Origin of the sequence: Microbacterium sp. ER1, assembly GCF_023383675.1 — a bacterium.
Lineage (GTDB): Bacteria > Actinomycetota > Actinomycetes > Actinomycetales > Microbacteriaceae > Microbacterium.
Window position 1 is genome coordinate 59,080 of record NZ_QCXO01000125.1, and the last position, 20,612, is coordinate 79,691.

The window sequence follows — 20,612 nt, forward strand, 5'->3', positions numbered from 1 at the left end:
GCGCGCGGCGGCGCGTCCGGGGTCGGCCTCGTTTGTTCTGACACGTCCGGCGACACTACGCCGACCGGGGACGCCCTCACGGGATCCTCACGGAATCCCTACGGCCCGGTGGCGCTCCCTCACGGAATCCTCACGGCCTGCCGGTATCCTTGCGTCAGTGGGGGATCAGGTCGTTCTGGGGGTCATCGCCGTGGCGATCGGCCTGGCCGCGGGCGTCGTCCTCTTCGTGCCCTTCGTCGCGATCAGCTACCGCCGCCGCGGACGCCTCTCGCTCGGCCGCACGCTGCTCTGGCTCGCGGCGCTCGTCTACTTCTGGGCCATCTGGACGTACACGCTGCTGCCGCTGCCCGATCCGGACGCCATCCGCTGCGTGGGGGCGATCACCGACCCGATGTCCGTCGTGCGCGACGTGCAGAAGGCGTTCGCGGCGCCGGGCAACCCGCTGCGCCAGCCCGCCCTGCTCCAGCTCGTGTTCAACGTGCTGCTGTTCGTCCCGCTCGGGGCGTTCCTCCGCGTGCTGGGCGGCCGCGGCCTCCCGACCGCGCTCCTCGCCGGCTTCGGGCTCTCGCTGCTCGTGGAGACCACGCAGCTCACCGGCGTCTGGGGCCTGTACCCGTGCGCCTACCGCTTCTTCGACGTCGGCGACCTGATGACGAACACGACCGGAGCCGTGCTGGGCTCGGTGTTCGCTCTCGTGGTGCCCCGGTCGCTGCGCGGCCTGCAGGCGCGGGCGGATGCCGACGAGCCGCGCCCGGTCACCCGGGGTCGCCGCGCGCTGGCGATGCTGTGCGACGGACTCGCGAACGGGTTCGTCGTGCTCGCCGGGGGCGTCGCGGTGCAGCTCTGGCTCGAGTACGTCGTGCAGGACCGTCAGGCCGTTCTCGACGGCACCCTCGCCGGCACGGTGAGCACGGCGGTCGCCTGTGCGCTGTGGCTCGTGGTCATCCTCGTCACCGGCCGCTCGGTGGGAGACCTCGCCGTGCAGCTGCGCTACACCGGGTCGCCCCTGCCGGCCGCGCTCGCCCGGATGCTGCGCTGGGCGGGCGGCATCGGCGGACTCACGGCTCTCGGGATGCTCGGCGGGGTGTTCGACGCGCTCTCCTCGGTGCTGATCCTCGTCGCGGTCGTGCTGCTGTTCACCACCCGTCAGGGGCGCGGCCTCCCCGGTCTTCTCTCCGGCCAGCACCTCGAGGACGCCCGCGTCACCGCGAAGAGTTGAGCACATTATGTACATAAGAGGTACTCTGTACATATGAACACTCTCAGCCGCAGCGTGCCGTCGAAGGATCTGCGCGATCAGCTGGCCGACGTTCTCGGCGGTGTCGCGTACGGGGCGGAGCGGGTGGGGGTGACGCGTCACGGCAAGCTCACCGCGGTCGTGATCGGCGTCGACGACCTGGAGCTCCTGGAAGAGCTCGAGGCTGCGCGGGATACGGCGGAGTTCGGAGCGGCGAAGGAGGCGGACGACGGGGGTCGAGTCTCGCTCGATGACCTCCGTGCGGAACTCCCGTGACGCGGTACCGCGTCGAGTTCACGACCGCAGCGGCGAAGGAGGTCCGCAAGCTGGATCCTCAGCTCCGTCGGCGCATCCTCGCCGGGATCTCCGACCTCGAACGGGAGCCTCGTCCGCACGGCGTCCGCAAGCTCGCCGGGTTCGACAACGCCTGGCGCGTGCGGATCGGCGACTACCGTGTGCTCTACGAGGTCGTGGACGAGCGGGTGCTCGTCACCGTGGTCCGCGTCGCCCACCGGCGGGACGCCTACGACCTCTGACGGCATCCGGAATCCACAGGGGTTTCCGATCACGGATCGATAACGTCGTCCTCATGAGCGTGATCCCCGTCGACGAGCACCTGATCTCCGAGGCGAAGGAGCTCCGCGACCAGCTGCAGCGCTTCCTCCGCGAGTACGAGTTCGGGATGCGCGAGGTGGAGACGAAGATCTCGATCCTCCGCGACGAGTTCACCCACGATCACGCGTACAACCCCATCGAGCACGTGAAGAGCCGGCTTAAGTCGCCGGACAGCATCGTCGAGAAGATCGCCAGGAAGGGCATCGACGACCCCGACTTCGACCGCATCCGTGCCGAGATCACCGACATCGCCGGAGTGCGGGTGACATGCAGCTTCGTCGCGGACGTCTACCGGCTGTTCGATCTGCTGACCGCGCAGGATGACGTGACGGTCCGCACGGTGAAGGACTACATCGCGAACCCGAAGCCGAACGGGTACAAGAGCCTGCACGCCATCATCGAGGTCCCCGTCTTCCTCTCGACGGGCGCGCTGTCCGTGCCGGTCGAGGTGCAGTTCCGCACCATCGCGATGGACTTCTGGGCGAGCCTGGAGCACAAGATCTACTACAAGTTTTCCAACCAGGTGCCCGCGCACCTCGTCGACAGTCTCAGCGATGCCGCCGATGCCGCTGCCGAACTCGACACCCGCATGGAGCGGCTGCATCGCGAGGCCCATGGCGTGCCGCAGCGGCAGCTCGCGCCGCCGCCTCCGCCCGCGCCGGGGACCGTCGAGGTCTGAGCAGCCCGACCCGCGTCAGGCGAGGAACTCGCGGGCGGCGGCGGACATCGCCGTGACCCCCACCTCGATCGTCGGATGGATCTCCGGCGCGAAGAACGGCGAGTGGTTCGTGGGGATGTCCTTCTCCACGGTGCCCGCGGCGACGGCCTCGGCGAACCGGGCGGGGTCGACGCCGCCCCAGAACCAGAACACGAGCGGCACCTCGGCGTCGCGGGCGAACCACGAGACGTCCTCGCTGCCGGTGAACATGCCGGGGTCGACGACGGCCGACTCCCCGAGTGCCCGACGCAGCGCCGCCGAGACCCGCGCCGTGGCCTCCTCGTCGTTGATCGTGGCGGGCAGGGTGTGCTGCGTGTGGATCTCGGGTTCGCGCTCCGCGCCGGAGGCCATCGCCTCGGCGCGCACGATCCGCTCGACGCTCGTCAGCACCTTCTCCCGCACGTCCTCGTTCGGGTAGCGGAGGCTGAGCTCGAGCTTCGCCTCGGCGGGGATGATGTTGTTCTTGAGTCCGGCGTGGATCGAGCCGACCGTCACCACGGCCACGCCCTGCGGGTCGATCTCGCGCGAGGCGATCGTCTGCAGGCGCATCACGGTCGCGGCCGCCATCACGACCGGATCGATCGTGGCGTGCGGGCGGGAGCCGTGGCCGCCGCGGCCGTGCAGGGTGACGGTGAGACCGTCCGACGCGGCCATCTGGGTGCCGCTGCGCACGCCGATGATCCCGGCGGGGAGCGGGGTGACGTGCTGACCGAGCACCACGTCGGGCTTCGGGTAGCGGGCGAGCAGGCCGTCGTCGAGCATCGCCCTGGCGCCGGCGCCGTACTCCTCGGCGGGCTGGATGAGCACGACGAGGGTGCCCGACCACTCCGCGCGCGTGGCCACGAGCTTCTCGACCGCGCCGATCATCGCGGTGACGTGCATGTCGTGACCGCAGGCGTGCATGACGGGAACAGTCGTGCCTGCAGGGTCGACGCCTCTCGCGGTGCTCGCGTATGCGAGGCCTGTCTGCTCCTCGACCGGGAGCGCGTCCATATCGGCGCGCACCCACACCACCGGCCGCGGGAACTCCTCATCCTGGGTCCCTGAGCCTGTCGAAGGGTTGCGGAGCACCCCGACCACGCCGGTCACCCCGACGCCTTCTTCGACCTCGAGGCCCAGGTCGCGCAGGTGCTGGGCGGCGATGCCGGCGGTGCGCGTCTCCTGGAACGAGAGCTCGGGGTGCTGATGCAGGTCGATGTAGAGCGCTTCGAGGTCGATCGTCATGGCCAGAGCCTAGCCGGGTGTGCGCCGAGACCCCGGCGTTCCGCCGAGACCCCGGCTTCGCCGCGCCGGGAGCGCGGGGTCTCGACGGGAACGCGGGGTCTCGGCAGGGTCAGTGCACGTAGGTCGGCAGTTCGGGTCCGGGACGCAGCACGGCGTTCACGATCGCCTGGATCGCGAACTCGCTCGTCTCGCCGAGTCCGATCACCTCGGGGTGCAGGAGCCACTGGAGCTGCAGGCCGTCCATCACGGCGAGGATGGCGGCCGACGCGGCGGCGATGGTCGCGGGTTCGGTCACGCCCTCCTGCGCGCAGAGCTCGCCGAACGCCGCCGTCACCTCTCGGCGCAGGGTCGTGTAGCGCTCCTCGAAGTATTCGCGACCGGGGTGGTCGTCGGTCACCGACTCGGAGGACAGGACCGTGTAGGCCTGCACGATGCCCGGCCGCTTCTCGTTGGCGAACGCCGTGCGGACGAGGTGGAGGAACAGCTCCGGTCCGTCGGGGATGTGCTTCTCGGCGAGGTCGGCCACGTCGGCCTGGTCGCGGTAGGCGAGCACCTCGAGGAGGAGCTTCTGCTTCGAGCCGAAGTGATGCAGCACGCCGGCATGCGTGATGCCGACCTGCTCGGCGACGTCGGCGAGCGTGCCGTTCGTGGAGCCCTTGTTGCCGAAGATCTCCACGGCCGCCTTGAGGATCTGCTCGCGCTTCTCCCGCGTGGCCGGGCGCACCCGGACAGCGTGCACGTCGTCCGTCATGAACCCACCTCCCCTCGTCCCGCTCTGCTTGCCAACCAACTTACTCCTCGGTAACCTCTCCACAGCTTACTTTCTCGACAGTAAGCAAAGGCAGCGGTCGGAGGCGATCCGTCGGCCGCCACGCCGCACAAGGACCCGTGCCCAAGGAGAAGCAATGAAGCTCACGAAAACCCTGATCGCCGCCAGCGCGGTCGCCGTCCTGGGCGTCTCGGCGCTCGCCGGATGCTCGGCGGGCGGTGGTTCCGGCGATGACGCCGGCTCCGCCTCCCTCACCATCGCGAAGCCCGACGGTGCGATCACCACCGAGTCGAACAACCCGTTCGTCGGCGACTCCGCCGCGTCGAAGTACGGCTACGCCAAGGTCGTGTTCGAGACCCTCGCGCTGGTGAACCAGACCGGCGACCGCGGTGTCACGCCGTGGCTCGCCGAGAGCCTCGAGTGGAACGACGACTACACGCAGCTCACGGTCGTCCCGCGCGCGGACGTCACCTGGAGCGACGGCGAGCCGTTCACGGCCGAGGACATCGTCTTCTCGTTCGAGACCGCCTCGATCCCCGCCCTCGACACGGCAGGCCTCAAGTTCGAGGGCGCCGAGGTCGACGGCGACACGGTCGTGCTGAGCTTCGGCGACTCCAAGTACGTCAACCAGGCCCGCGTGCTGCACGTGCCCATCGTCCCCAAGCACATCTGGGAGAAGTTCGAAGACCCGGCCACCGACCCCGTCACGGGTGACGACCTCGTCGGCACCGGCCCCTACGCGATGGCGAACTGGTCGACCGAGTCGGTCACGCTCGACGCGCGCGACGACTACTGGGGCGGCGACCTCGCCGTGCCCGAGCTGCACTACGTCTCGTACGGCGACAACACCGCCCTCACCACGGCCCTCGCGAACGGCGACGCCGACTGGGCGCAGGCGTTCATCCCGCAGATCGAGGAGCAGTTCCTCTCGGCCGACCCCGAGCACAACAAGTTCCTCGCCTCCCCGACCACCGGCTCGGCCACGCTGTTCATGAACCTGCAGCAGAAGCCGTTCGACGACCCTGCCTTCCGTCAGGCGCTCGCCTGGGTGATCGACCGCGACGCCTACGTCGACATCGCGCGCGAGGGCGCCAGCGAGGCCGTCTGGTCGGTCACGGGCCTGTCGTCGATCCTCGAAGACGAGATCCAGCCCGAGTTCCAGGGCGTCGACTACAAGGTCGACGCCGAGAAGGCGCGTGACCTGCTGGAGACCGCCGGGTACACGTGGAAGGACGACGCCCTGATCGACCCGGACGGCACGCCCGTCTCGTTCACGCTCTCCGTCCCCTCCGGCTGGAGCGACTGGAACACGGCGCAGGAGCTCATCGCCGAGGACGTGAAGGACAGCATCGGCGCTGAGGTCAAGATCGACATGCCCGACTGGGGTGGCTGGGCCGACCCCCGCGACAACGGCACGTTCTCCGCGATAATCCACTGGCTGGAGGACAGCGGCACCGCCTACGGCCTGTACACCTCGACCATGGACCCGCGCTGGATCTCGCCCGAGGGCAAGGCCGGCTTCAACTTCGGCCGCTTCGACGACCCGGAGGCGACCGCCGCGCTGAACACCTACGCCAACGCCTCATCCGACGAGGAGCGCACCGCCGCGATCGACACGCTGCAGACGATCTTCTCCGAGCAGGTGCCGGCCATCCCGCTGGGCGCCCACCCGCTGCTCGGCGAGTTCAACACGCGCAACTACGTCGGTTGGCCGTCGGAGACCGACACGTACGCGTCCGCCGACCCGACGCAGCCGAACATCGTGCAGATCCTCACGAAGCTGAAGCCCGCCGAGTAGGACTTCGACAGGCTCAGCCACCCACGGCGGGCTTCGACAGGCTCAGCCACCCATCTGGGTCCCTGAGCCTGTCGAAGGGCCCGCCCCCCACGAAGGACACCCCCATGCCAGATCCCCTGCTCACCGTGCGCGATTTCTCGGTCGTGTACGACGTCGATCCCCCCGTCGAGGCGGTGAAGAACGTGACCCTCGAACTGCAGCGCGGCGAGATCCTGGGCCTCGCCGGGGAGAGCGGATGCGGCAAGACCACGCTCGCCTACGGGGTGCAGCGCCTGCTGCGTGCTCCGGCCGTCATCACCGGCGGCAGCGTGACCTTCCACGACGCGACCGGCATCGACATCGACATCAACGCGCTGGACGTCGACGCGATGCAGCGATTCCGCTGGGACAAGGTGTCGATGGTGTTCCAGGGCGCGATGAACGCCCTCAACCCCGTGGCCACGATCGGCTCCCAGTTGGAGGACGTGTTCGAGATCCACCGCCCCGACATGAACCGCAGGCAGCGGCGTGCCGAGGCCGAGGAGCTGCTCGAGATCGTCAAGGTCGGCCGTCAGCGCGTGCGCTCCTTCCCGCACGAGCTCTCGGGCGGCATGCGCCAGCGCGTCATGATCGCCATGGCCCTGGCGCTCCGTCCGCAGCTGATGGTCATGGACGAGCCGACGACCGCGCTCGACGTGCTGGTGCAGCGGGAGATCCTCAAGCAGATCTCGCAGCTGCGGCACGAGTTCGGCTTCTCGGTGATCTTCATCACCCACGACCTCCCGCTCCTGCTGGAGATCAGCGACCGGATCGCGATCATGCGCGAAGGAGAGATCATCGAGCTCGACACGGCGGAGCGCATCTGGACGCAGCCGGAGCACGAGTACACGAAGACGCTGCTGTCGTCGTTCCCCCGGCTCACCGGGGAGAGAGGGGTGCTGGTGCGATGACCACCCTCGAATTCCGCCATGTCACGAAGGCGTACAACGTCCGAGGCGCAGGGCAGATCAAAGCCCTCGACGACGTGAGCTTCACCCTGACGTCGGGCCAGACGATCGGCCTGGTCGGCCAGTCCGGCAGCGGCAAGTCCACGATCGCGAAGATCCTCACCCAGCTCGAGACCCCGACCAGCGGCGAGGTGCTGCTCGACGGCACGCCGATCCCGCGCCGCGGCAAGGGCCTGCGAAGGTATCGCCAGCAGCTGCGGATGGTGTTCCAGGACCCGTTCGCCTCGCTCAACCCCTACCACTCGATCCGCTACCACCTGGAGCGTCCGCTCCGCCTCGACGACGTGGTGCCGAAGAAGGAGACCGAGAACGAGGTGCGCCGGCTCCTCGACCGGGTGCGCCTCGATGCGGACGCGGTGATCGACCGCCGCCCCCACGAGCTGTCGGGCGGTCAGCGGCAGCGTGTGGCCATCGCACGCGCCCTGGCCTCGCGGCCGTCGCTCCTCGTCGCCGACGAGCCGGTGTCGATGCTCGACGTCTCGATCCGGCTCGGCGTGCTGAACCTGCTCGCCGACCTGCAGCGCGAAGAGGGACTCGGTGTGCTCTACATCACGCACGACCTGGCGACCGCCCGGCACTTCAGCGACGAGATCATGGTCCTCAACCAGGGGCGCGTCGTCGAGTACGGCACCGCCGACGATGTGATCCTCAACCCGCAGGATCCGTACACCCGCGAGCTGCGCGCGGCTTCTCCCGATCCAGAGAAGCACTTCGCCGCGGCGGCATCGAACGGAGGCGCGCTGTGAGCTCCGCTCTCCCCCAGCTCGACGACAACGACCTCGTCGCCCGCGATGCCCTGGAGGTCGGCACCACGGCGACCAGGGCAGAGCGCACCAGGCGGCCGGTGCCGTGGCGCTTCTTCGCCGGTCGCGCGGCGTTCTACCTGTTCACGCTGTGGGCGGCGATCACGATCAACTTCTTCCTGCCCCGCCTCATGAAGGGCGACGCGGTCAGCTCGTACCTCGCGCGCAACCGCACCGTGAGCCCTGAGGCGGCGGAGGCCCTGCGCGTGCTCCTCGGCATCGACACCGACAAGTCCATCTGGCAGCAGTACCTCGAGTACTGGGGGATGCTGCTGCGCGGCGATCTCGGCATCTCGACCCTGCACGGTCTGCGGCCGGTCGCCGAGGTGCTCGCCGCCGCCCTGCCCTGGACGCTCGGGCTGGTCGGCATCGCGACCATCATCTCGTTCGCGATCGGCACGCTGCTCGGAGCCGTCGTCGGGTGGAAGCGCGGCAGCAAGCTCGACGCGATCATCCCGGTGACGACGTTCTTCAACACGATCCCGTACTTCTGGCTGGACTCATCGCCATCGCGATCTTCTCCTCGACCCTGAAGTGGTTCCCCTCATCGCACGCCTACGACAAGGGGCAGTCGCCGGAATGGAGCCTCGACTTCATCGGCCAGGTGATCATGCACGGCACGCTCCCGGCGCTGACCATCGTGGTCGCCTCGCTCGGCGGGTGGGTGCTCGGCATGCGCAACATGATGCTGACGGTGCTCGACGACGACTACATCACGGTCGCGCAGGCGAAGGGCATGCCCAACAAGCGGGTGCTCTGGGGCTACGCCGCCCGCAACGCGGTGCTGCCGCAGATCCAGAGCTTCGCGCTGTCGATCGGCTTCATCGTCGGCGGCACGATCGTCATGGAGATGGTGTTCAGCTATCCGGGTGTCGGCAAGCTGCTGCTCGATGCGACCAACGCCAAGGACTTCGCCCTCATGCAGGGCGTGTTCCTCGTGATCACGCTGTCGGTGCTCGTGGCCAACATCCTCGCCGATGTCGTCTACGCCTACCTCGACCCGCGCACGCGCCAGATGGAGTCCTGACATGACTGTTCCCACCACCGCAGCGAACACAGCGCCGGACGGATCGGCCGTCGTCTCCGGCATGCCCGAGACCGCCACGCTGCGCACCCCGCCGGCCGGGACGCCGCCCCGCAAGACCTTCTGGTCGCAGCTCGCGCAGGCGTTCGCGATGTTCCGCAACCCCAAGTCGATCGCCGGCCTCCTCATCCTCGGGGCGTTCGTGCTCATCGCGATCTTCGCCCCGTGGATCGCCCCGTACGGACCGACCCAGAAGGACCGCACGGCGCTGCGTCAGCCGCCATCCTGGGAGCACTGGCTGGGCACGACGCACATGGGTGAGGACGTGCTGAGCCAGATCATCTACGGCACCCGCGGGGTGATCGTCGTCGGCTTCCTCGCGGCGTTCATCGCCACGATCATCGCGATCACGATCGGTGTGATCGCCGGCTACGTGCGCGGCTGGAAGAGCGAATCGCTGTCGGCGCTGACCAACGTGTTCCTGGTGATCCCCGGCATCCCGCTGATCATCATCATCGCCTCGCAGTTCGAGAACCCGCCGCTGATCGTGATCGCCGCGGTGCTCGGGATCACCGGGTGGGCGTGGGGCGCCCGGGTGCTGCGCGCGCAGACCATGTCGTTGCGCAACCGCGACTTCATCCAGGCCGCCCGCGCGAACGGCGAGCCGCTGCGCCGCATCATCACGGTCGAGATGCTCCCGAACCTCATGGCGCTCATCGCCTCGAGCTTCGTCGGCACCGTGACGGCAGCCATCCTCGGTCTCACGACCCTGGCCTTCATCGGCGTGATCCCGGTCAGCAACCTCAACTGGGGGACCATCCTGTTCTGGGCGCAGCAGAACGGTGCCTTCCCGCGACTGTGGTGGTGGTACGTGCCGGCAGGGCTGTGCATCGCGATCATCGGCGTCGCGCTTTCGCTCATCAACTTCGGCATCGACGAGTACGTCAATCCGCGACTGCGGTCGGCCGGTGAGCGGGCCAGGGCGATGAAGAAGAAGGGGCTGAACGTGAACGACGCCGTCACGGCCGTCCGCAGCGTGCCCCTGCCGAAGAAGGCTCCCGATCCCGTATCGTCGGCGACCTCGCCGGGCGCTTCCGGCGCCACCGACTCCGCGAACACCGCGACACCGCACACGAACCAGAACACGAAGTGATGACCTCCCAGACTCTGATCACGCAACTCCCGTACCAGGACCCCGCTCTCTCGATCCCCGAACGCGTGGCCGACCTCCTCGGCCGGATGACGGTGGAGGAGAAGGTCGGGCAGATGCTCCAGCTCGACGCCCGCGACGACATCGACGACCACGTGCTCCGGCGGCACGCGGGATCGATCCTGCACGCCTCGGACGAGCGTCTGCGGCGGGCCGCCGCCCTGGTCGCGCAGACCCGGCTCGGCATCCCGCTGCTCGTGGGCGAGGACTGCATCCACGGCCACTCGTTCTGGCCCGGAGGCACGATCTACCCCACGCAGCTCGGCATGGCAGCCTCCTGGGATCCGGCACTCGTCGAGCGCGTGGCGCGGGCGACGGCCGAGGAGGTCGCCGTGACCGGCATCCACTGGACGTTCTCGCCGGTGCTGTGCATCGCCCGCGACCTGCGCTGGGGGCGGGTGGGGGAGACGTTCGGGGAGGACCCGTTCCTCATCGGGGAGCTCGCTTCGGCCATGGTGCGCGGCTATCAGGGCGACGGGCTCGACGACCCCACGGCCATCCTCGCGACGGCCAAGCACTTCGCCGGCTACTCGGAGACGCAGGGCGGACGCGACGCGAGCGAGGCGGACATCTCCCCGCGCAAGCTGCGCTCCTGGTTCCTGCCGCCGTTCGAGCGGGTCGCCCGCGAGGGCTGCCGGACGTTCATGCTCGGCTACCAGACGACCGACGGGGTGCCGATCACGCTGAACGAGTGGCTGCTCAGCGACGTGCTCCGCGGCGAGTGGGGTTACACCGGCACCCTCATCACGGACTGGGACAACGTGGGCCGGATGGTGTGGGAGCAGCGGGTGCAGCCCGACCTCACCCATGCCGCGGCCGCCGCCGTGCGCGCCGGGAACGACATGGTGATGACCACGCCCGGGTTCTTCGAGGGGGCGCTGGACGCGGTCGCCCGGGGGCTGCTGCCGGAGGACGCCTTCGACGACGCGGTCTCCCGCATCCTCACGCTGAAGTTCGAGCTGGGGCTCTTCGAGGACCCCCGGCTGCCCCGCGACGACGTGTCCGCCGTGGTCGGCAGCGCCGCGCACGCGGAGCTCAACCTCGAGATCGCGCGCCGTTCGCTCGTGCTCCTGGAGAACGACGGCGTGCTGCCGCTGGATGCCGCGGCCCCGCTGCGGGTGGCGGTGACCGGGCCGCTCGCGGACGACGCGCAGACGCAGCTCGGCGACTGGGCCGGCGGTTCGGGTCAGGCGGGCTGGCTCGACGGACAGCCCCGCGAGATGATCACGACCGTGCTCGACGGCCTCCGTGCGGTGGACGCGTGGACGGTCACGCATGCACGCGGCGCCGACATCCTCACGCTCGCCGACGACCCCCGCGGCACGCACTTCCCGGACAACCAGCCGCGTCCTCCCGTGGTGCAGCCGTGCCCGCCGGATCCTGTGCTCATCGCGGAGGCGGTGGCCGCTGCCGAGGCCGCCGACGTCGTGGTCGCGGTGGTCGGCGATCGCATCGAGCTCGTGGGCGAGGGGCGGTCCACGGCCACGCTGGAGCTCATCGGCGGGCAGAACGCCCTGCTCGACGCACTCATCGAGACCGGGAAACCCGTCGTCGTGGTGCTCCTCGCGTCCAAGCCGCTCGTGCTCCCGCCCTCAATGCAGCGGGCGGCGGCGGTGGTCTGGGCCGCGAATCCGGGTATGCAGGGCGGACGGGCGCTCGCCGACATCGTCACGGGTGCCGTGGAGCCCTCGGGCCGGCTGCCCATCTCGTTCGCGCGGCACGTCGGGCAGCAGCCGACCTACTACAACCAGATCCGTGGTCAGCACGGCGACCGTTACGCCGACCTCACCCAGGCGCCCGCGTGGGCCTTCGGCGAGGGCCGGTCGTACACGACCGTGACGTACGCGGAGCTGGAGCTGGAGCAGACGGGGCTGCGCCTCGGCGACACCGTGGTGGGGCACGTGACCGTGACGAACACGGGGGACCGGCCCGTCCGCGAGACCGTGCAGGCGTACGTGCGGGACGAGGTGACGAGCGTGAGCTGGACCGATCGCGAGCTCAAGGCCTTCCGGCAGGTCGACCTCGCGCCGGGGGAGAGTGCGCGCGTGCGGATCGAGGTCCCCGTCGCGGACTGCACGATCGTGACCGCCGCCGGCGTCCGGACCGTGGAGGCCGGCGCCTTCACGCTCCTCGTCGGCCCCAGCTCCCGCGAGGAGCACCTCCTCCCCGCCCCCTTCGAGATCTCCCCGTCCTGATTCCACGGCCTCGATTTGACCTCAAGTGCGCTTGAGGTTTTACCGTGGAGGGCGTGAGTGGGACAGAGAAGAAGTCGCGATGACGTATGTGATCGCACTGCCGTGCGTCGACCTCAAGGACAAGGCGTGCATCGACGAATGCCCGGTCGACTGCATCTATGAGGGGGAGCGGTCGCTCTACATCCACCCCGACGAGTGCGTGGACTGCGGAGCGTGCGAGCCGGTGTGCCCGGTCGAGGCGATCTACTACGAGGACGACCTGCCCGACGAGTGGCAGGACTACTACAAGGCCAACGTCGAGTTCTTCGACGAGATCGGCTCGCCCGGCGGCGCCGCCCGCACCGGACTCATCCGTCACGACCACCCGCTCATCGCCGCGCTCCCGCCCCAGGAGGTGCACGAGTGACTCCGCGCATCGCCATCGTCGGCGCGGGACCCGCAGGCATCTACGCCGCCGACCTCCTCCGGGCTCAGGTGCCGGAGGCGGCCATCGACCTGTACGAGAAGCTCCCCGCTCCGTACGGCCTCGTCCGTTACGGCGTCGCCCCCGACCACCCGCGCATCCGCAAGATCATCGACGCGCTGCACGACGTGCTCCTCCAGCCTGGCATCCGGCTGCGCGGCAACGTCGAGGTCGGCGTCGATGTGACGGTCGACGAGCTCCGCCGGGCGTACGACGGCGTCGTCATCGCGACCGGAGCCGACCGTGACGTGACGTTCGACGTGCCGGGAGCGGACCTCCCCGGATCGTTCGGCGCCGCGGATTTCGTGGCCTGGTACGACGCGCACCCCGACGTCGCGCGGGGCTGGGGCCTGGAGGCGGAGGCCGTGGCCGTGCTCGGGGCGGGCAACGTCGCCCTCGACGTCACGCGCATCCTCGCGAAGCACGCCGCGGCGCTGGAGTCGACCGACACCCCCGACCACATCCTCGACGCGCTCGCCGCGAGCCGGGTCCGCGACGTGCACCTCTTCGCCCGTCGTGGCCCCGCCGATGTGCGCTTCTCAGCCCTGGAGCTGCGCGAGCTCGGGGAGCAGCACGATGTGGAGGTGATCGTCGATCCCGCCGACCTCGCGCTCGACGACCACGCCGCCCGCATGCTGGAGCAGTTCTCGCAGCGCCGCATCATCGTGCGCACCCTCACGGAATGGGCGCAGCGTCCGTCCACCGAAGCCTCCCGGCGCATCCACCTGCACTTCCGGCATCGACCCGTCCGCGTCCTCGGCACGGACTGTGTGGAGGGCATCGAGTTCGAGCGCACGGCCTCCGATCCGCTCGGCCGCATGATCGGCACCGGCGAGCTCGTGCGGTACGAGGTCGGCGCCGTCTACCGGGCGATCGGCTACCTCTCCTCGCCCGTGCCCGGCGTGCCGTTCGACGCGGCGCGGGGCATCGTTCCGAACGCGGAAGGACGGGTGCTCGATGCCGACGGCACGCCCGTCCCGGGTCTCTATGCGACCGGCTGGATCAAGCGCGGGCCGATCGGGCTCATCGGCTCGACCAAGTCCGACGCCGCGCAGACCGTGCAGCATCTCGTGGAGGACCTCGCCGCGACGCCGTCCGCCCGCATCGACCGCGACCCGCCCCTGGACCTCCCCGGCGTGGTGGACTGGGAGGGTTGGTTGCGCATCGACGAGGCCGAGCGCCGCGCCGGAGCCGTCCGCGGCCGGGAGCGCACGAAGCTCGTCGACCGCGCGGCCATGCGCGCCCACGCGACCCCCACCCCCATCCCTCTCGAGGAGAGCACCCGATGACCCCCGACCCGCACACCACCCCGCACCCCGCCGCTCCGGTGCCCACGCCGGTCGGGGAGGGGCTCAAGGCGGCGTTCCGCACCCACCCCGCCGGTGTCGCCATCATCACGGCGCAGGGTCCGGACGGCCCCGTCGGCCTCACGGCGTCGAGCGTGTCGTCGGTCGCGGTCGATCCGGCGGCGATCGTGTTCTCGGTGACCAGGGCGACCGGGAGCGCCGGGGCCATCCTCGGCGCCGAGACCTTCGTCGTGCACCTCATCGACGACGAGCACTCCGCGCTCGCCCAGAGCTTCGCGGTGAGCGGCTCCGAGCGCTTCACGCCCGAGCAGGGCTGGACGACGCTGCCGACCGGCGAGCCGCACCTGGCGGAGGCCCGTGTCGCCCTGCGCTGCCGGGCGATCCAGACCGTGCCCGTCGGTTCGTCGACCGTGGTGATTGCCGAGGTGCTCGAGGTGCTCACCGGGCGCCCCGCCCGCCCGCTCGTCTACATCGACCGCCGATTCCACGCCCTGTCCCACGACACCGCCCTCTGACCCCGTCACGAAAGGAACCCCCATGTCCACTCCGTACACGCTCCCCGAGCTGCCCTACGACTACTCGGCACTGGAGCCCCACATCTCCGGCAAGATCATGGAGCTGCACCACTCCAAGCACCACCAGGCCTACGTGACCGGCGCGAACACGGCGCTGGAGCAGCTCGCGGCGGCCCGCGACAGCGGCGACCTCGGAGCGGTCAACAAGCTCGAGAAGGACCTCGCGTTCAACCTCGGCGGCCACATCAACCACTCCGTGTTCTGGCAGAACCTCTCGCCCGAGGGCGGCGGGGCTCCGGAGGGCGAGCTCTCGGCGGCGCTCGCGGACTCGTTCGGGTCGATCGACGGTTTCCGCGCGCACTTCACCGCGACGGCCCTCGGCGTGCAGGGCTCCGGTTGGGCCGTGCTCGCCTGGGACTCGGTGGGCGCTCGTCCCGTGATCTTCCAGCTCTTCGATCAGCAGGGCAACGCGCCGCTCGGCGTCATCCCGCTGCTGCAGCTCGACGTGTGGGAACACGCCTACTACCTCGACTACCTCAACGTGCGGGCGGACTACGTCAAGGCGTTCTGGAACCTCGTGAACTGGCCCGACGTGCAGCGCCGCTTCGAGACGGCGCGCACCGCGACCGCAGGTCTCCTCGTCCCCTGACTCCTTCGCCGACCCGGCCCCTTGCGTGCGCCCCGGCCCGTTGCGATCGTCCGCAACGGGCCGGGGTGGCCGCAAGGGGCCGGGTCGCGTTCAGGCGAGGGTGAGGAAGAGCTTCTCCAGGTCGGGCAGGGGGACGGCGTCGTCCTGCGCGGGGTCTTCCAGGCACGTCTTCATGGCGGAGGCGATGATCTGGAACCCGGCCTTGTCCAGCGCGGAGGTCACGGCGGCCAGCTGCGTGACGACGGCCCGGCAGTCGCCGCCGCTCTCGACCGCGGCGATCACGGCGCCGAGCTGTCCCTGGGCGCGCTTGAGGCGGTTGGCGATCTTGCGCTGCGTGTCGGTGTCGACGGTGGTCATGGTCCCTCCCTGAAGGCCGGCTGTGCGCTCCACTATACCCCCGGGGGTATAGTGTCTGGATACCCACCGGGGTATCGAGTGAGGAGAGAACAAATGTGTCGAGCAGTCCGTTGCCGTACCTGCGGGAAGACCACCTGGGCGGGGTGCGGCCAGCACGTCGACGCCGTCCGCCGCACCGTGCCGGCGTCGGACTGGTGCACGGGCCACCCGAAGGACGAGGCCAAGGGCGGTCTCCTGTCCCGGCTGTTCGGGCGATGAGCGCGCCGCTCCGCGTCGTCATCGTCGGTGGCGTCGCCGGCGGCATGTCGGCGGCGACCCGGCTTCGGCGGCTCGAGGAGTCCGCGGACATCGTCGTCTTCGAGCGCGGGCCCGAGGTCTCCTACGCCAACTGCGGCCTGCCCTACTACGTGGGCGGCGTGATCGAGGAGCGCGACGCCCTCCTGCTGCAGACCCCGGAGTCGCTGCACCGCCGCTTCCGACTCGACGTCCGCGTCCGTCACGACGTCGTCGGCATCGACACCGCGCGCAAGACGGTCGAGGTCGTCGATCTCGACAGCGGCCACCGCAGCACCCACCCGTACGACCGCCTCGTGCTCGCCACCGGTGCCCGGCCTCGCGGCGACGAGCCGACCGGGGCCCTCCCCGCGCGGAGCCTGCGGACCGTGGCGGATGCCGATGCGATCGCCGCGGCCCTCCGCCCCGGCCTGCCGGTGGTCGTCGTGGGCGGCGGGTACACGGGACTCGAGGCCGTGGAGAACCTCGTCGCCCGGGGGGCCGCGGTCACCCTGGTGCAACGCGGTGCCCAGCTGCTCGCCCCGCTGGATCCGGAGATGGCCGCCCCTCTGGCGGCCGAGGTCCGGCGCCGCGGGGTTGACGTGCGACTCGGCGTCGAGGTCGTGGCCACGGCCGCGGATTCCGTGACCCTGAGCGACGGTGCCACCCTCCCCGCGGAGTTCCTCGTCGATGCCTCCGGGGTCGTGCCCGAGGTCGGACTCGCCCGCGCCGCCGGGATCCGTCTTGGCGAGACCGGCGGCATCGCGGTCGACGAGGCGTGCCGCACCAGTGCCCCGGACGTCTTCGCGGTCGGCGACGGCGTCGAGAAGACCGACCTCATCGGCGGCGGTGCGGCGCTGGTGACCATGGCCGGTCTCGCCAACCGCCACGGCCGCATGGTGGCCGACGTCATCGCGGGTCGGGAGGAGTCGGCGCGCCCCGCCCTCGGCACCGGCATCGTGCAGGTGTTCGGCCTCGCCGCCGCGAAGACCGGCTGGAGTGAGAAGCAGCTCCGTGCCGCGGGCCGCGCGTTCTTCGCCGTGCACGTGCACCCCGGATCGCACGCGGGCTACTACCCGGGCGCGGAGACCCTGTCGATGAAGCTCCTCGCCGACCCCGCCACCGACCGCATCCTCGGGGCGCAGATCGTCGGCCGTGACGGCGTGGACAAGCGGATCGACGTCATCGCGACGGCGCTGCAGGCGGGCATCACCGCCTCCGGTCTCGCGCACCTGGAGCTCGCGTATGCTCCGCAGTTCGGCTCCGCGAAGGATGCCGTGAACATCCTCGGATACGTGGCCGAGAACACCCGCAACGGCACCACGCCGACCCTCCAGTGGCACGAGCTCGACGGCGCCCTGCGGGCGGGATCGACCCTCATCGACGTCCGTACCGCGGCCGAGCATGCGAACGGCGCCATCCCCGGCGCCAGGAACATCCCGCTGGACGAGCTGCGCGACCGTCTCGACGAACTGCCGGACGGGCCCCTCGTGGTGCACTGCCAGGTCGGCCTGCGGGGGCACATCGCCACCCGGCTGCTGCGGCAGCACGGGCGCGCGGTGCGCAATCTCGACGGCGGCTACCGGACCTGGCAGGACGCGACCGGGGCCTGACCCGCGGTCGGCTCAGACGAGTCGCGCCGTCGTGCCTCGGACGTTGAGCTCGTACGGAAGGGCGGCGGGCGGCCGCACGGCATCGGGGTCGGTGAGCTTCGCGAGGACCGCGTCGGCCGCCCGCTCGCCCTGGCCGAGCGGGAACTGGTCGACCGTGGTGAGGCGGAAGAACTCGCCGAGCTCATGGCCGTCGATGCCCACGATGGACAGGTCGCCCGGCACCGCGAAGCCGAGGTCGCGGGCGGCGAGGAGCGCCCCGATCGCCATCTCGTCCGAGGCGGCGAACACCGCGGTGGGGCGAGGCCCCGGGCGCCCGAGGAGCTGCTTCGCGGCGCGGTAGCCGCCCTCGACCGTGAAGTCGGCCGGCTCCAGGAACGCGGGGTTCAGGGGGACGCCGGCCTTCGCCAGCGCCCTCTCGAAGCCGAGCCGGCGGTTCGTGGGGATGTGGAAGTCGATGTCGAATTCGGGGTTCGCGCCGATGTGCGCGATCTCCGTGTGCCCGAGTCCGAGCAGGTGCTCCGTCGCGAGCTGGGCCACGGCGACGTCGTCGACCGTGAGTGTGTCGAGCTTCGGGTTCGGGCCCCCGATCGCGATCACGGGGAGCCCGAGGTCGAGGAGCTGCTGGGTCTCGTCCTCGTCCAGCTCGATGGACACGGCGATCACGGCGTCCACGCGCTGGCGGCGCAGGAACGTGTCGAAGACGTGGCGGCGCACGTCCTTGTCGGCGGTGATGTTGTAGAGCGTGATGTCGTAGCCGGCGCGCATGAGCGCGGCGGACACCCCCGACAGCACGGTGCTGAAGAACCAGCGGTCGAGGAACGGCACGACGACCCCGATGTTGCGCGTGCGCCCCGACGCGAGGCTCGAGGCGCGGGAGGACACGACGTACCCGAGGGAGGCGGCAGCCGCCTGCACGCGCTCGCGCGCCGACTCGGACACGTGCCCGCGGCCGCTCAGCGCGCGGGAGACCGTCGCGGTGGAGACGCCGGCGAGCCGGGCGACCTCGTCGATGCTCGCCATCGTCTGTCCTTCGGATCGGAGACGCCCGTGACACGCCCCGGGTGGAGCGCGTCACGGGCGCAGCGGTGTCAGGCCTTGGTGTACCAGACGGCGGTGTCGACGGGGACCTCGGGGCCGTCGAACGGCTGGCTGCGGAGCAGGACGACCGCGCCCTCCGGGAGGTCGAGCGGAGCCGTGCCGAGGTTCGCCAGCACGTGCACCTCGCCGCGGCGGAAGGCGACGGCATCGGGACCGGCGTCCTCCCACACCAGCGAACCGGTGCCGAATCCGAACTCGCGACGGCCGGCGAGAAGGCGCTTGTACAGGGCGAGGGTCGACGCCGGGTCGACCTCCTCGACGTCCCGGGCGTAGGCCGCCCAGTCCGCGGGCTGCGGGAGCCACGAGAGGCCGGTGTCGTTGAAGCCGAAGGCGGGAGCCTCCGCCTCCCACGGCAGCGGCACGCGGCAGCCGTCGCGGCCGTAGCGCTCGCCGTTCGTGCGGAACCAGGTCGGATCCTGGCGGTACTCGTCCGGGATCTCCATGGCCTCGGGCAGGCCGAGCTCCTCGCCCTGGTACAGGTAGGCCGAGCCGGGGAGCGCGAGCATCAGCGTGGTGGCCGCGCGGGCGCGGGCGAGGCCGATGGCGGTGTCGGGCTTGTCCGGGGTGTTCGGGCCGATGCCCTCGCCCTGCGGGTTGTCGATCGTGAGGGCGAGGCGCGTGGCGTGCCGGACGACGTCGTGGTTGGACAGCACCCAGGTGCTCGGGGCGCCGACCGCGCCGAACGCGTCCAGCGACTCGCGGATCACGTCGCCGAGTGCCTTCGCGTCCCACGCCGTCATCAGGTACGGGAAGTTGAAGGTCTGGTGCATCTCGTCCGGACGCACCCAGAGGGCGGTCTCCTTCAGCGTCGGCATCCAGGCCTCGCCGCACAGGGCGCGGTCGCCGTCGTACTCGGCGAGCACCTTGTGCCAGTCGCGGTAGATCTCGTGCACGCCGTCCTGGCCCCAGTAGGGCACGTTCGACTCGCCGCCGCCCATGGAGTCGGCGTCGGTCGGCGGCGTGTAATCCGGCAGGCCCTCGGTCTTGATCATGCCGTGGGCCACGTCGACACGGAAGCCGTCGACGCCGCGGTCGAGCCAGAAGCGCAGGATCGAGCGGAACTCCTCCTGCACCTCCTCGTTGTTCCAGTCGAAGTCCGGCTGCGTCGCGTCGAAGATGTGCAGATACCACTGGCCGGGCGTGCCGTCGGCCTCCGTCACGCGCTGCCACATGCCGCCGCCGAACACCGACTCCCAGTTGTTCGGAGGCAGCTCGCCGTTCTCGCCGCGGCCGTCGCGGAAGATGTAGCGCGCGCGCTCCGGGCTGCCCGGCGCCGCCTTGAGCGCCTCCTGGAACCAGGGGTGCTGGTCGGACGAGTGGTTGGGGACGAGGTCGACGATCACCCGGATGCCACGGGCGTGCGCGGATTCCAGCATCGCGTCGAAGTCGGCCAGCGTGCCGAACAGCGGGTCGACGTCGCGGTAGTCGGCCACGTCGTAGCCGGCGTCGCGCTGCGGGCTCGTCATGAACGGGCTGAGCCAGATCGCGTCGACGCCGAGCTCCTGCAGGGCGTCGAGGCGGCTCGTGATGCCCGGCAGGTCGCCGATGCCGTCGCCCGACGCGTCCGCGAAGGAGCGGGGGTAGATCTGGTAGATGACGGCGCTGCGCCACCACTCGGAACCGGGGGCTGCGATCTGTTCGAGCTGTGCCATGCGATCAGGCTACTGCAAACGCTTACAGTCCCGCCACCACAGGTATCGAAACGGTTCGGAGCTCTTTCTTCCCCTCTCCTCCGACCCACCCCTTTCCGTCCTGTCT

General features: G+C 70.3%; 19 protein-coding genes and 1 pseudogene. 15 read left to right on the forward strand and 5 right to left on the reverse strand.

From position 1 onward, the window contains the following. The first annotated feature begins 157 nt into the window (after positions 1 to 157). From BV453_RS04220 to BV453_RS04235, 4 genes are read left to right on the forward strand one after another with little or no spacing between them, the layout of a single operon-like run. A complete protein-coding gene (locus BV453_RS04220; RefSeq protein ID WP_249520956.1) occupies positions 158 to 1,219 on the forward strand; it encodes a VanZ family protein in 1,062 nt (353 codons plus the stop codon). A gap of 33 nt (positions 1,220 to 1,252) precedes the next feature. After that, positions 1,253 to 1,513, forward strand: coding sequence for a type II toxin-antitoxin system prevent-host-death family antitoxin (locus BV453_RS04225; protein WP_249520957.1), 261 nt, complete (start codon positions 1,253 to 1,255; stop codon positions 1,511 to 1,513). After that, entirely contained in the window at positions 1,510 to 1,773 is a 264-nt protein-coding gene (locus tag BV453_RS04230; protein ID WP_249520958.1) for a type II toxin-antitoxin system RelE/ParE family toxin, read from the forward strand. The genes BV453_RS04225 and BV453_RS04230 overlap by 4 nt, the downstream gene beginning before the upstream one ends. A gap of 53 nt (positions 1,774 to 1,826) precedes the next feature. Beyond that, positions 1,827 to 2,531 (forward strand): GTP pyrophosphokinase family protein, encoded by a 705-nt coding sequence (locus BV453_RS04235; RefSeq protein ID WP_249520959.1) that lies wholly within the window; start codon positions 1,827 to 1,829, stop codon positions 2,529 to 2,531. 15 nt (positions 2,532 to 2,546) lie between these two features. On the opposite strand, the gene BV453_RS04240 is transcribed toward BV453_RS04235, so the two are convergent. Further along, positions 2,547 to 3,794, reverse strand: a complete 1,248-nt coding sequence (locus BV453_RS04240; protein WP_249520960.1) for an amidohydrolase — start codon at positions 3,792 to 3,794, stop codon at positions 2,547 to 2,549. A gap of 109 nt (positions 3,795 to 3,903) precedes the next feature. Continuing rightward, positions 3,904 to 4,545 (reverse strand): TetR/AcrR family transcriptional regulator, encoded by a 642-nt coding sequence (locus tag BV453_RS04245; protein ID WP_025104003.1) that lies wholly within the window; start codon positions 4,543 to 4,545, stop codon positions 3,904 to 3,906. A gap of 154 nt (positions 4,546 to 4,699) precedes the next feature. On the opposite strand from BV453_RS04245, the gene BV453_RS04250 reads away from it, so the two are divergent. From BV453_RS04250 to BV453_RS04295, 10 genes and pseudogenes are all read left to right on the forward strand, one after another. Next, positions 4,700 to 6,361, forward strand: a complete 1,662-nt coding sequence (locus tag BV453_RS04250) for an ABC transporter substrate-binding protein (RefSeq protein WP_249520961.1) — start codon at positions 4,700 to 4,702, stop codon at positions 6,359 to 6,361. Between the two features lie 104 nt (positions 6,362 to 6,465). Further along, positions 6,466 to 7,290 carry an ABC transporter ATP-binding protein gene (locus tag BV453_RS04255; RefSeq protein ID WP_025104001.1) on the forward strand — a complete coding sequence of 275 codons (825 nt, stop codon included), beginning with the start codon at positions 6,466 to 6,468 and terminating at the stop codon, positions 7,288 to 7,290. Beyond that, positions 7,287 to 8,093, forward strand: a complete 807-nt coding sequence (locus BV453_RS04260) for an ABC transporter ATP-binding protein (protein ID WP_249520962.1) — start codon at positions 7,287 to 7,289, stop codon at positions 8,091 to 8,093. The genes BV453_RS04255 and BV453_RS04260 overlap by 4 nt, the downstream gene beginning before the upstream one ends. Then, positions 8,090 to 9,177 (forward strand): annotated as a pseudogene (locus BV453_RS04265) (ABC transporter permease). Before BV453_RS04260 ends, BV453_RS04265 begins: the two are co-directional and overlap by 4 nt. Before the next feature lies 1 nt (position 9,178). Then, positions 9,179 to 10,327, forward strand: a complete 1,149-nt coding sequence (locus BV453_RS04270) for an ABC transporter permease (protein WP_085604727.1) — start codon at positions 9,179 to 9,181, stop codon at positions 10,325 to 10,327. Further along, positions 10,327 to 12,579 carry a glycoside hydrolase family 3 N-terminal domain-containing protein gene (locus tag BV453_RS04275; protein WP_249520963.1) on the forward strand — a complete coding sequence of 751 codons (2,253 nt, stop codon included), beginning with the start codon at positions 10,327 to 10,329 and terminating at the stop codon, positions 12,577 to 12,579. The genes BV453_RS04270 and BV453_RS04275 overlap by 1 nt, the downstream gene beginning before the upstream one ends. A gap of 79 nt (positions 12,580 to 12,658) precedes the next feature. After that, the gene (gene fdxA, locus BV453_RS04280) at positions 12,659 to 12,985 is read left to right on the forward strand and encodes a ferredoxin (RefSeq protein WP_025103996.1); all 327 of its coding nucleotides are present in this window, start codon (positions 12,659 to 12,661) and stop codon (positions 12,983 to 12,985) included. Continuing rightward, complete coding sequence (locus BV453_RS04285) at positions 12,982 to 14,331, forward strand: FAD-dependent oxidoreductase (protein ID WP_249520964.1); 1,350 nt, start codon at positions 12,982 to 12,984, stop codon at positions 14,329 to 14,331. The genes fdxA and BV453_RS04285 overlap by 4 nt, the downstream gene beginning before the upstream one ends. Further along, complete coding sequence (locus BV453_RS04290) at positions 14,328 to 14,864, forward strand: flavin reductase family protein (protein WP_174521465.1); 537 nt, start codon at positions 14,328 to 14,330, stop codon at positions 14,862 to 14,864. The genes BV453_RS04285 and BV453_RS04290 overlap by 4 nt, the downstream gene beginning before the upstream one ends. A gap of 22 nt (positions 14,865 to 14,886) precedes the next feature. Further along, the gene (locus BV453_RS04295; protein ID WP_025103993.1) at positions 14,887 to 15,513 is read left to right on the forward strand and encodes a superoxide dismutase; all 627 of its coding nucleotides are present in this window, start codon (positions 14,887 to 14,889) and stop codon (positions 15,511 to 15,513) included. Positions 15,514 to 15,603: 90 nt separating this feature from the next. Here the strand turns inward: BV453_RS04295 and BV453_RS04300 are convergent, their stop codons facing one another. Continuing rightward, positions 15,604 to 15,870: a metal-sensitive transcriptional regulator gene (locus BV453_RS04300; protein WP_025103992.1), complete on the reverse strand. Its 267-nt coding sequence runs from the start codon at positions 15,868 to 15,870 to the stop codon at positions 15,604 to 15,606. A gap of 254 nt (positions 15,871 to 16,124) precedes the next feature. Between BV453_RS04300 and BV453_RS04305 the strand changes: the two genes are divergently transcribed. After that, positions 16,125 to 17,756, forward strand: a complete 1,632-nt coding sequence (locus BV453_RS04305) for an FAD-dependent oxidoreductase (protein ID WP_249520965.1) — start codon at positions 16,125 to 16,127, stop codon at positions 17,754 to 17,756. Between the two features lie 12 nt (positions 17,757 to 17,768). Here the strand turns inward: BV453_RS04305 and BV453_RS04310 are convergent, their stop codons facing one another. Next, entirely contained in the window at positions 17,769 to 18,776 is a 1,008-nt protein-coding gene (locus tag BV453_RS04310; protein WP_126894056.1) for a LacI family DNA-binding transcriptional regulator, read from the reverse strand. Positions 18,777 to 18,844: 68 nt separating this feature from the next. Then, positions 18,845 to 20,506 carry a glycoside hydrolase family 13 protein gene (locus tag BV453_RS04315; protein WP_085604737.1) on the reverse strand — a complete coding sequence of 554 codons (1,662 nt, stop codon included), beginning with the start codon at positions 20,504 to 20,506 and terminating at the stop codon, positions 18,845 to 18,847. Positions 20,507 to 20,612 lie beyond the last annotated feature (106 nt).

Coding starts and splice junctions, on each gene's coding strand:
- BV453_RS04235 (WP_249520959.1), top strand. CDS start 1,827: ATGAGCGTGATCCCCGTCGACGAGCACCTGATCTCCGAGGCGAAGGAG.
- BV453_RS04260 (WP_249520962.1), top strand. CDS start 7,287: ATGACCACCCTCGAATTCCGCCATGTCACGAAGGCGTACAACGTCCGA.
- BV453_RS04225 (WP_249520957.1), top strand. CDS start 1,253: ATGAACACTCTCAGCCGCAGCGTGCCGTCGAAGGATCTGCGCGATCAG.
- BV453_RS04305 (WP_249520965.1), top strand. CDS start 16,125: ATGAGCGCGCCGCTCCGCGTCGTCATCGTCGGTGGCGTCGCCGGCGGC.
- BV453_RS04310 (WP_126894056.1), bottom strand. CDS start 18,776: ATGGCGAGCATCGACGAGGTCGCCCGGCTCGCCGGCGTCTCCACCGCG.
- BV453_RS04295 (WP_025103993.1), top strand. CDS start 14,887: ATGTCCACTCCGTACACGCTCCCCGAGCTGCCCTACGACTACTCGGCA.
- BV453_RS04275 (WP_249520963.1), top strand. CDS start 10,327: ATGACCTCCCAGACTCTGATCACGCAACTCCCGTACCAGGACCCCGCT.
- fdxA (WP_025103996.1), top strand. CDS start 12,659: ATGACGTATGTGATCGCACTGCCGTGCGTCGACCTCAAGGACAAGGCG.
- BV453_RS04270 (WP_085604727.1), top strand. CDS start 9,179: ATGACTGTTCCCACCACCGCAGCGAACACAGCGCCGGACGGATCGGCC.
- BV453_RS04315 (WP_085604737.1), bottom strand. CDS start 20,506: ATGGCACAGCTCGAACAGATCGCAGCCCCCGGTTCCGAGTGGTGGCGC.
- BV453_RS04255 (WP_025104001.1), top strand. CDS start 6,466: ATGCCAGATCCCCTGCTCACCGTGCGCGATTTCTCGGTCGTGTACGAC.
- BV453_RS04240 (WP_249520960.1), bottom strand. CDS start 3,794: ATGACGATCGACCTCGAAGCGCTCTACATCGACCTGCATCAGCACCCC.
- BV453_RS04290 (WP_174521465.1), top strand. CDS start 14,328: ATGACCCCCGACCCGCACACCACCCCGCACCCCGCCGCTCCGGTGCCC.
- BV453_RS04245 (WP_025104003.1), bottom strand. CDS start 4,545: ATGACGGACGACGTGCACGCTGTCCGGGTGCGCCCGGCCACGCGGGAG.
- BV453_RS04250 (WP_249520961.1), top strand. CDS start 4,700: ATGAAGCTCACGAAAACCCTGATCGCCGCCAGCGCGGTCGCCGTCCTG.
- BV453_RS04300 (WP_025103992.1), bottom strand. CDS start 15,870: ATGACCACCGTCGACACCGACACGCAGCGCAAGATCGCCAACCGCCTC.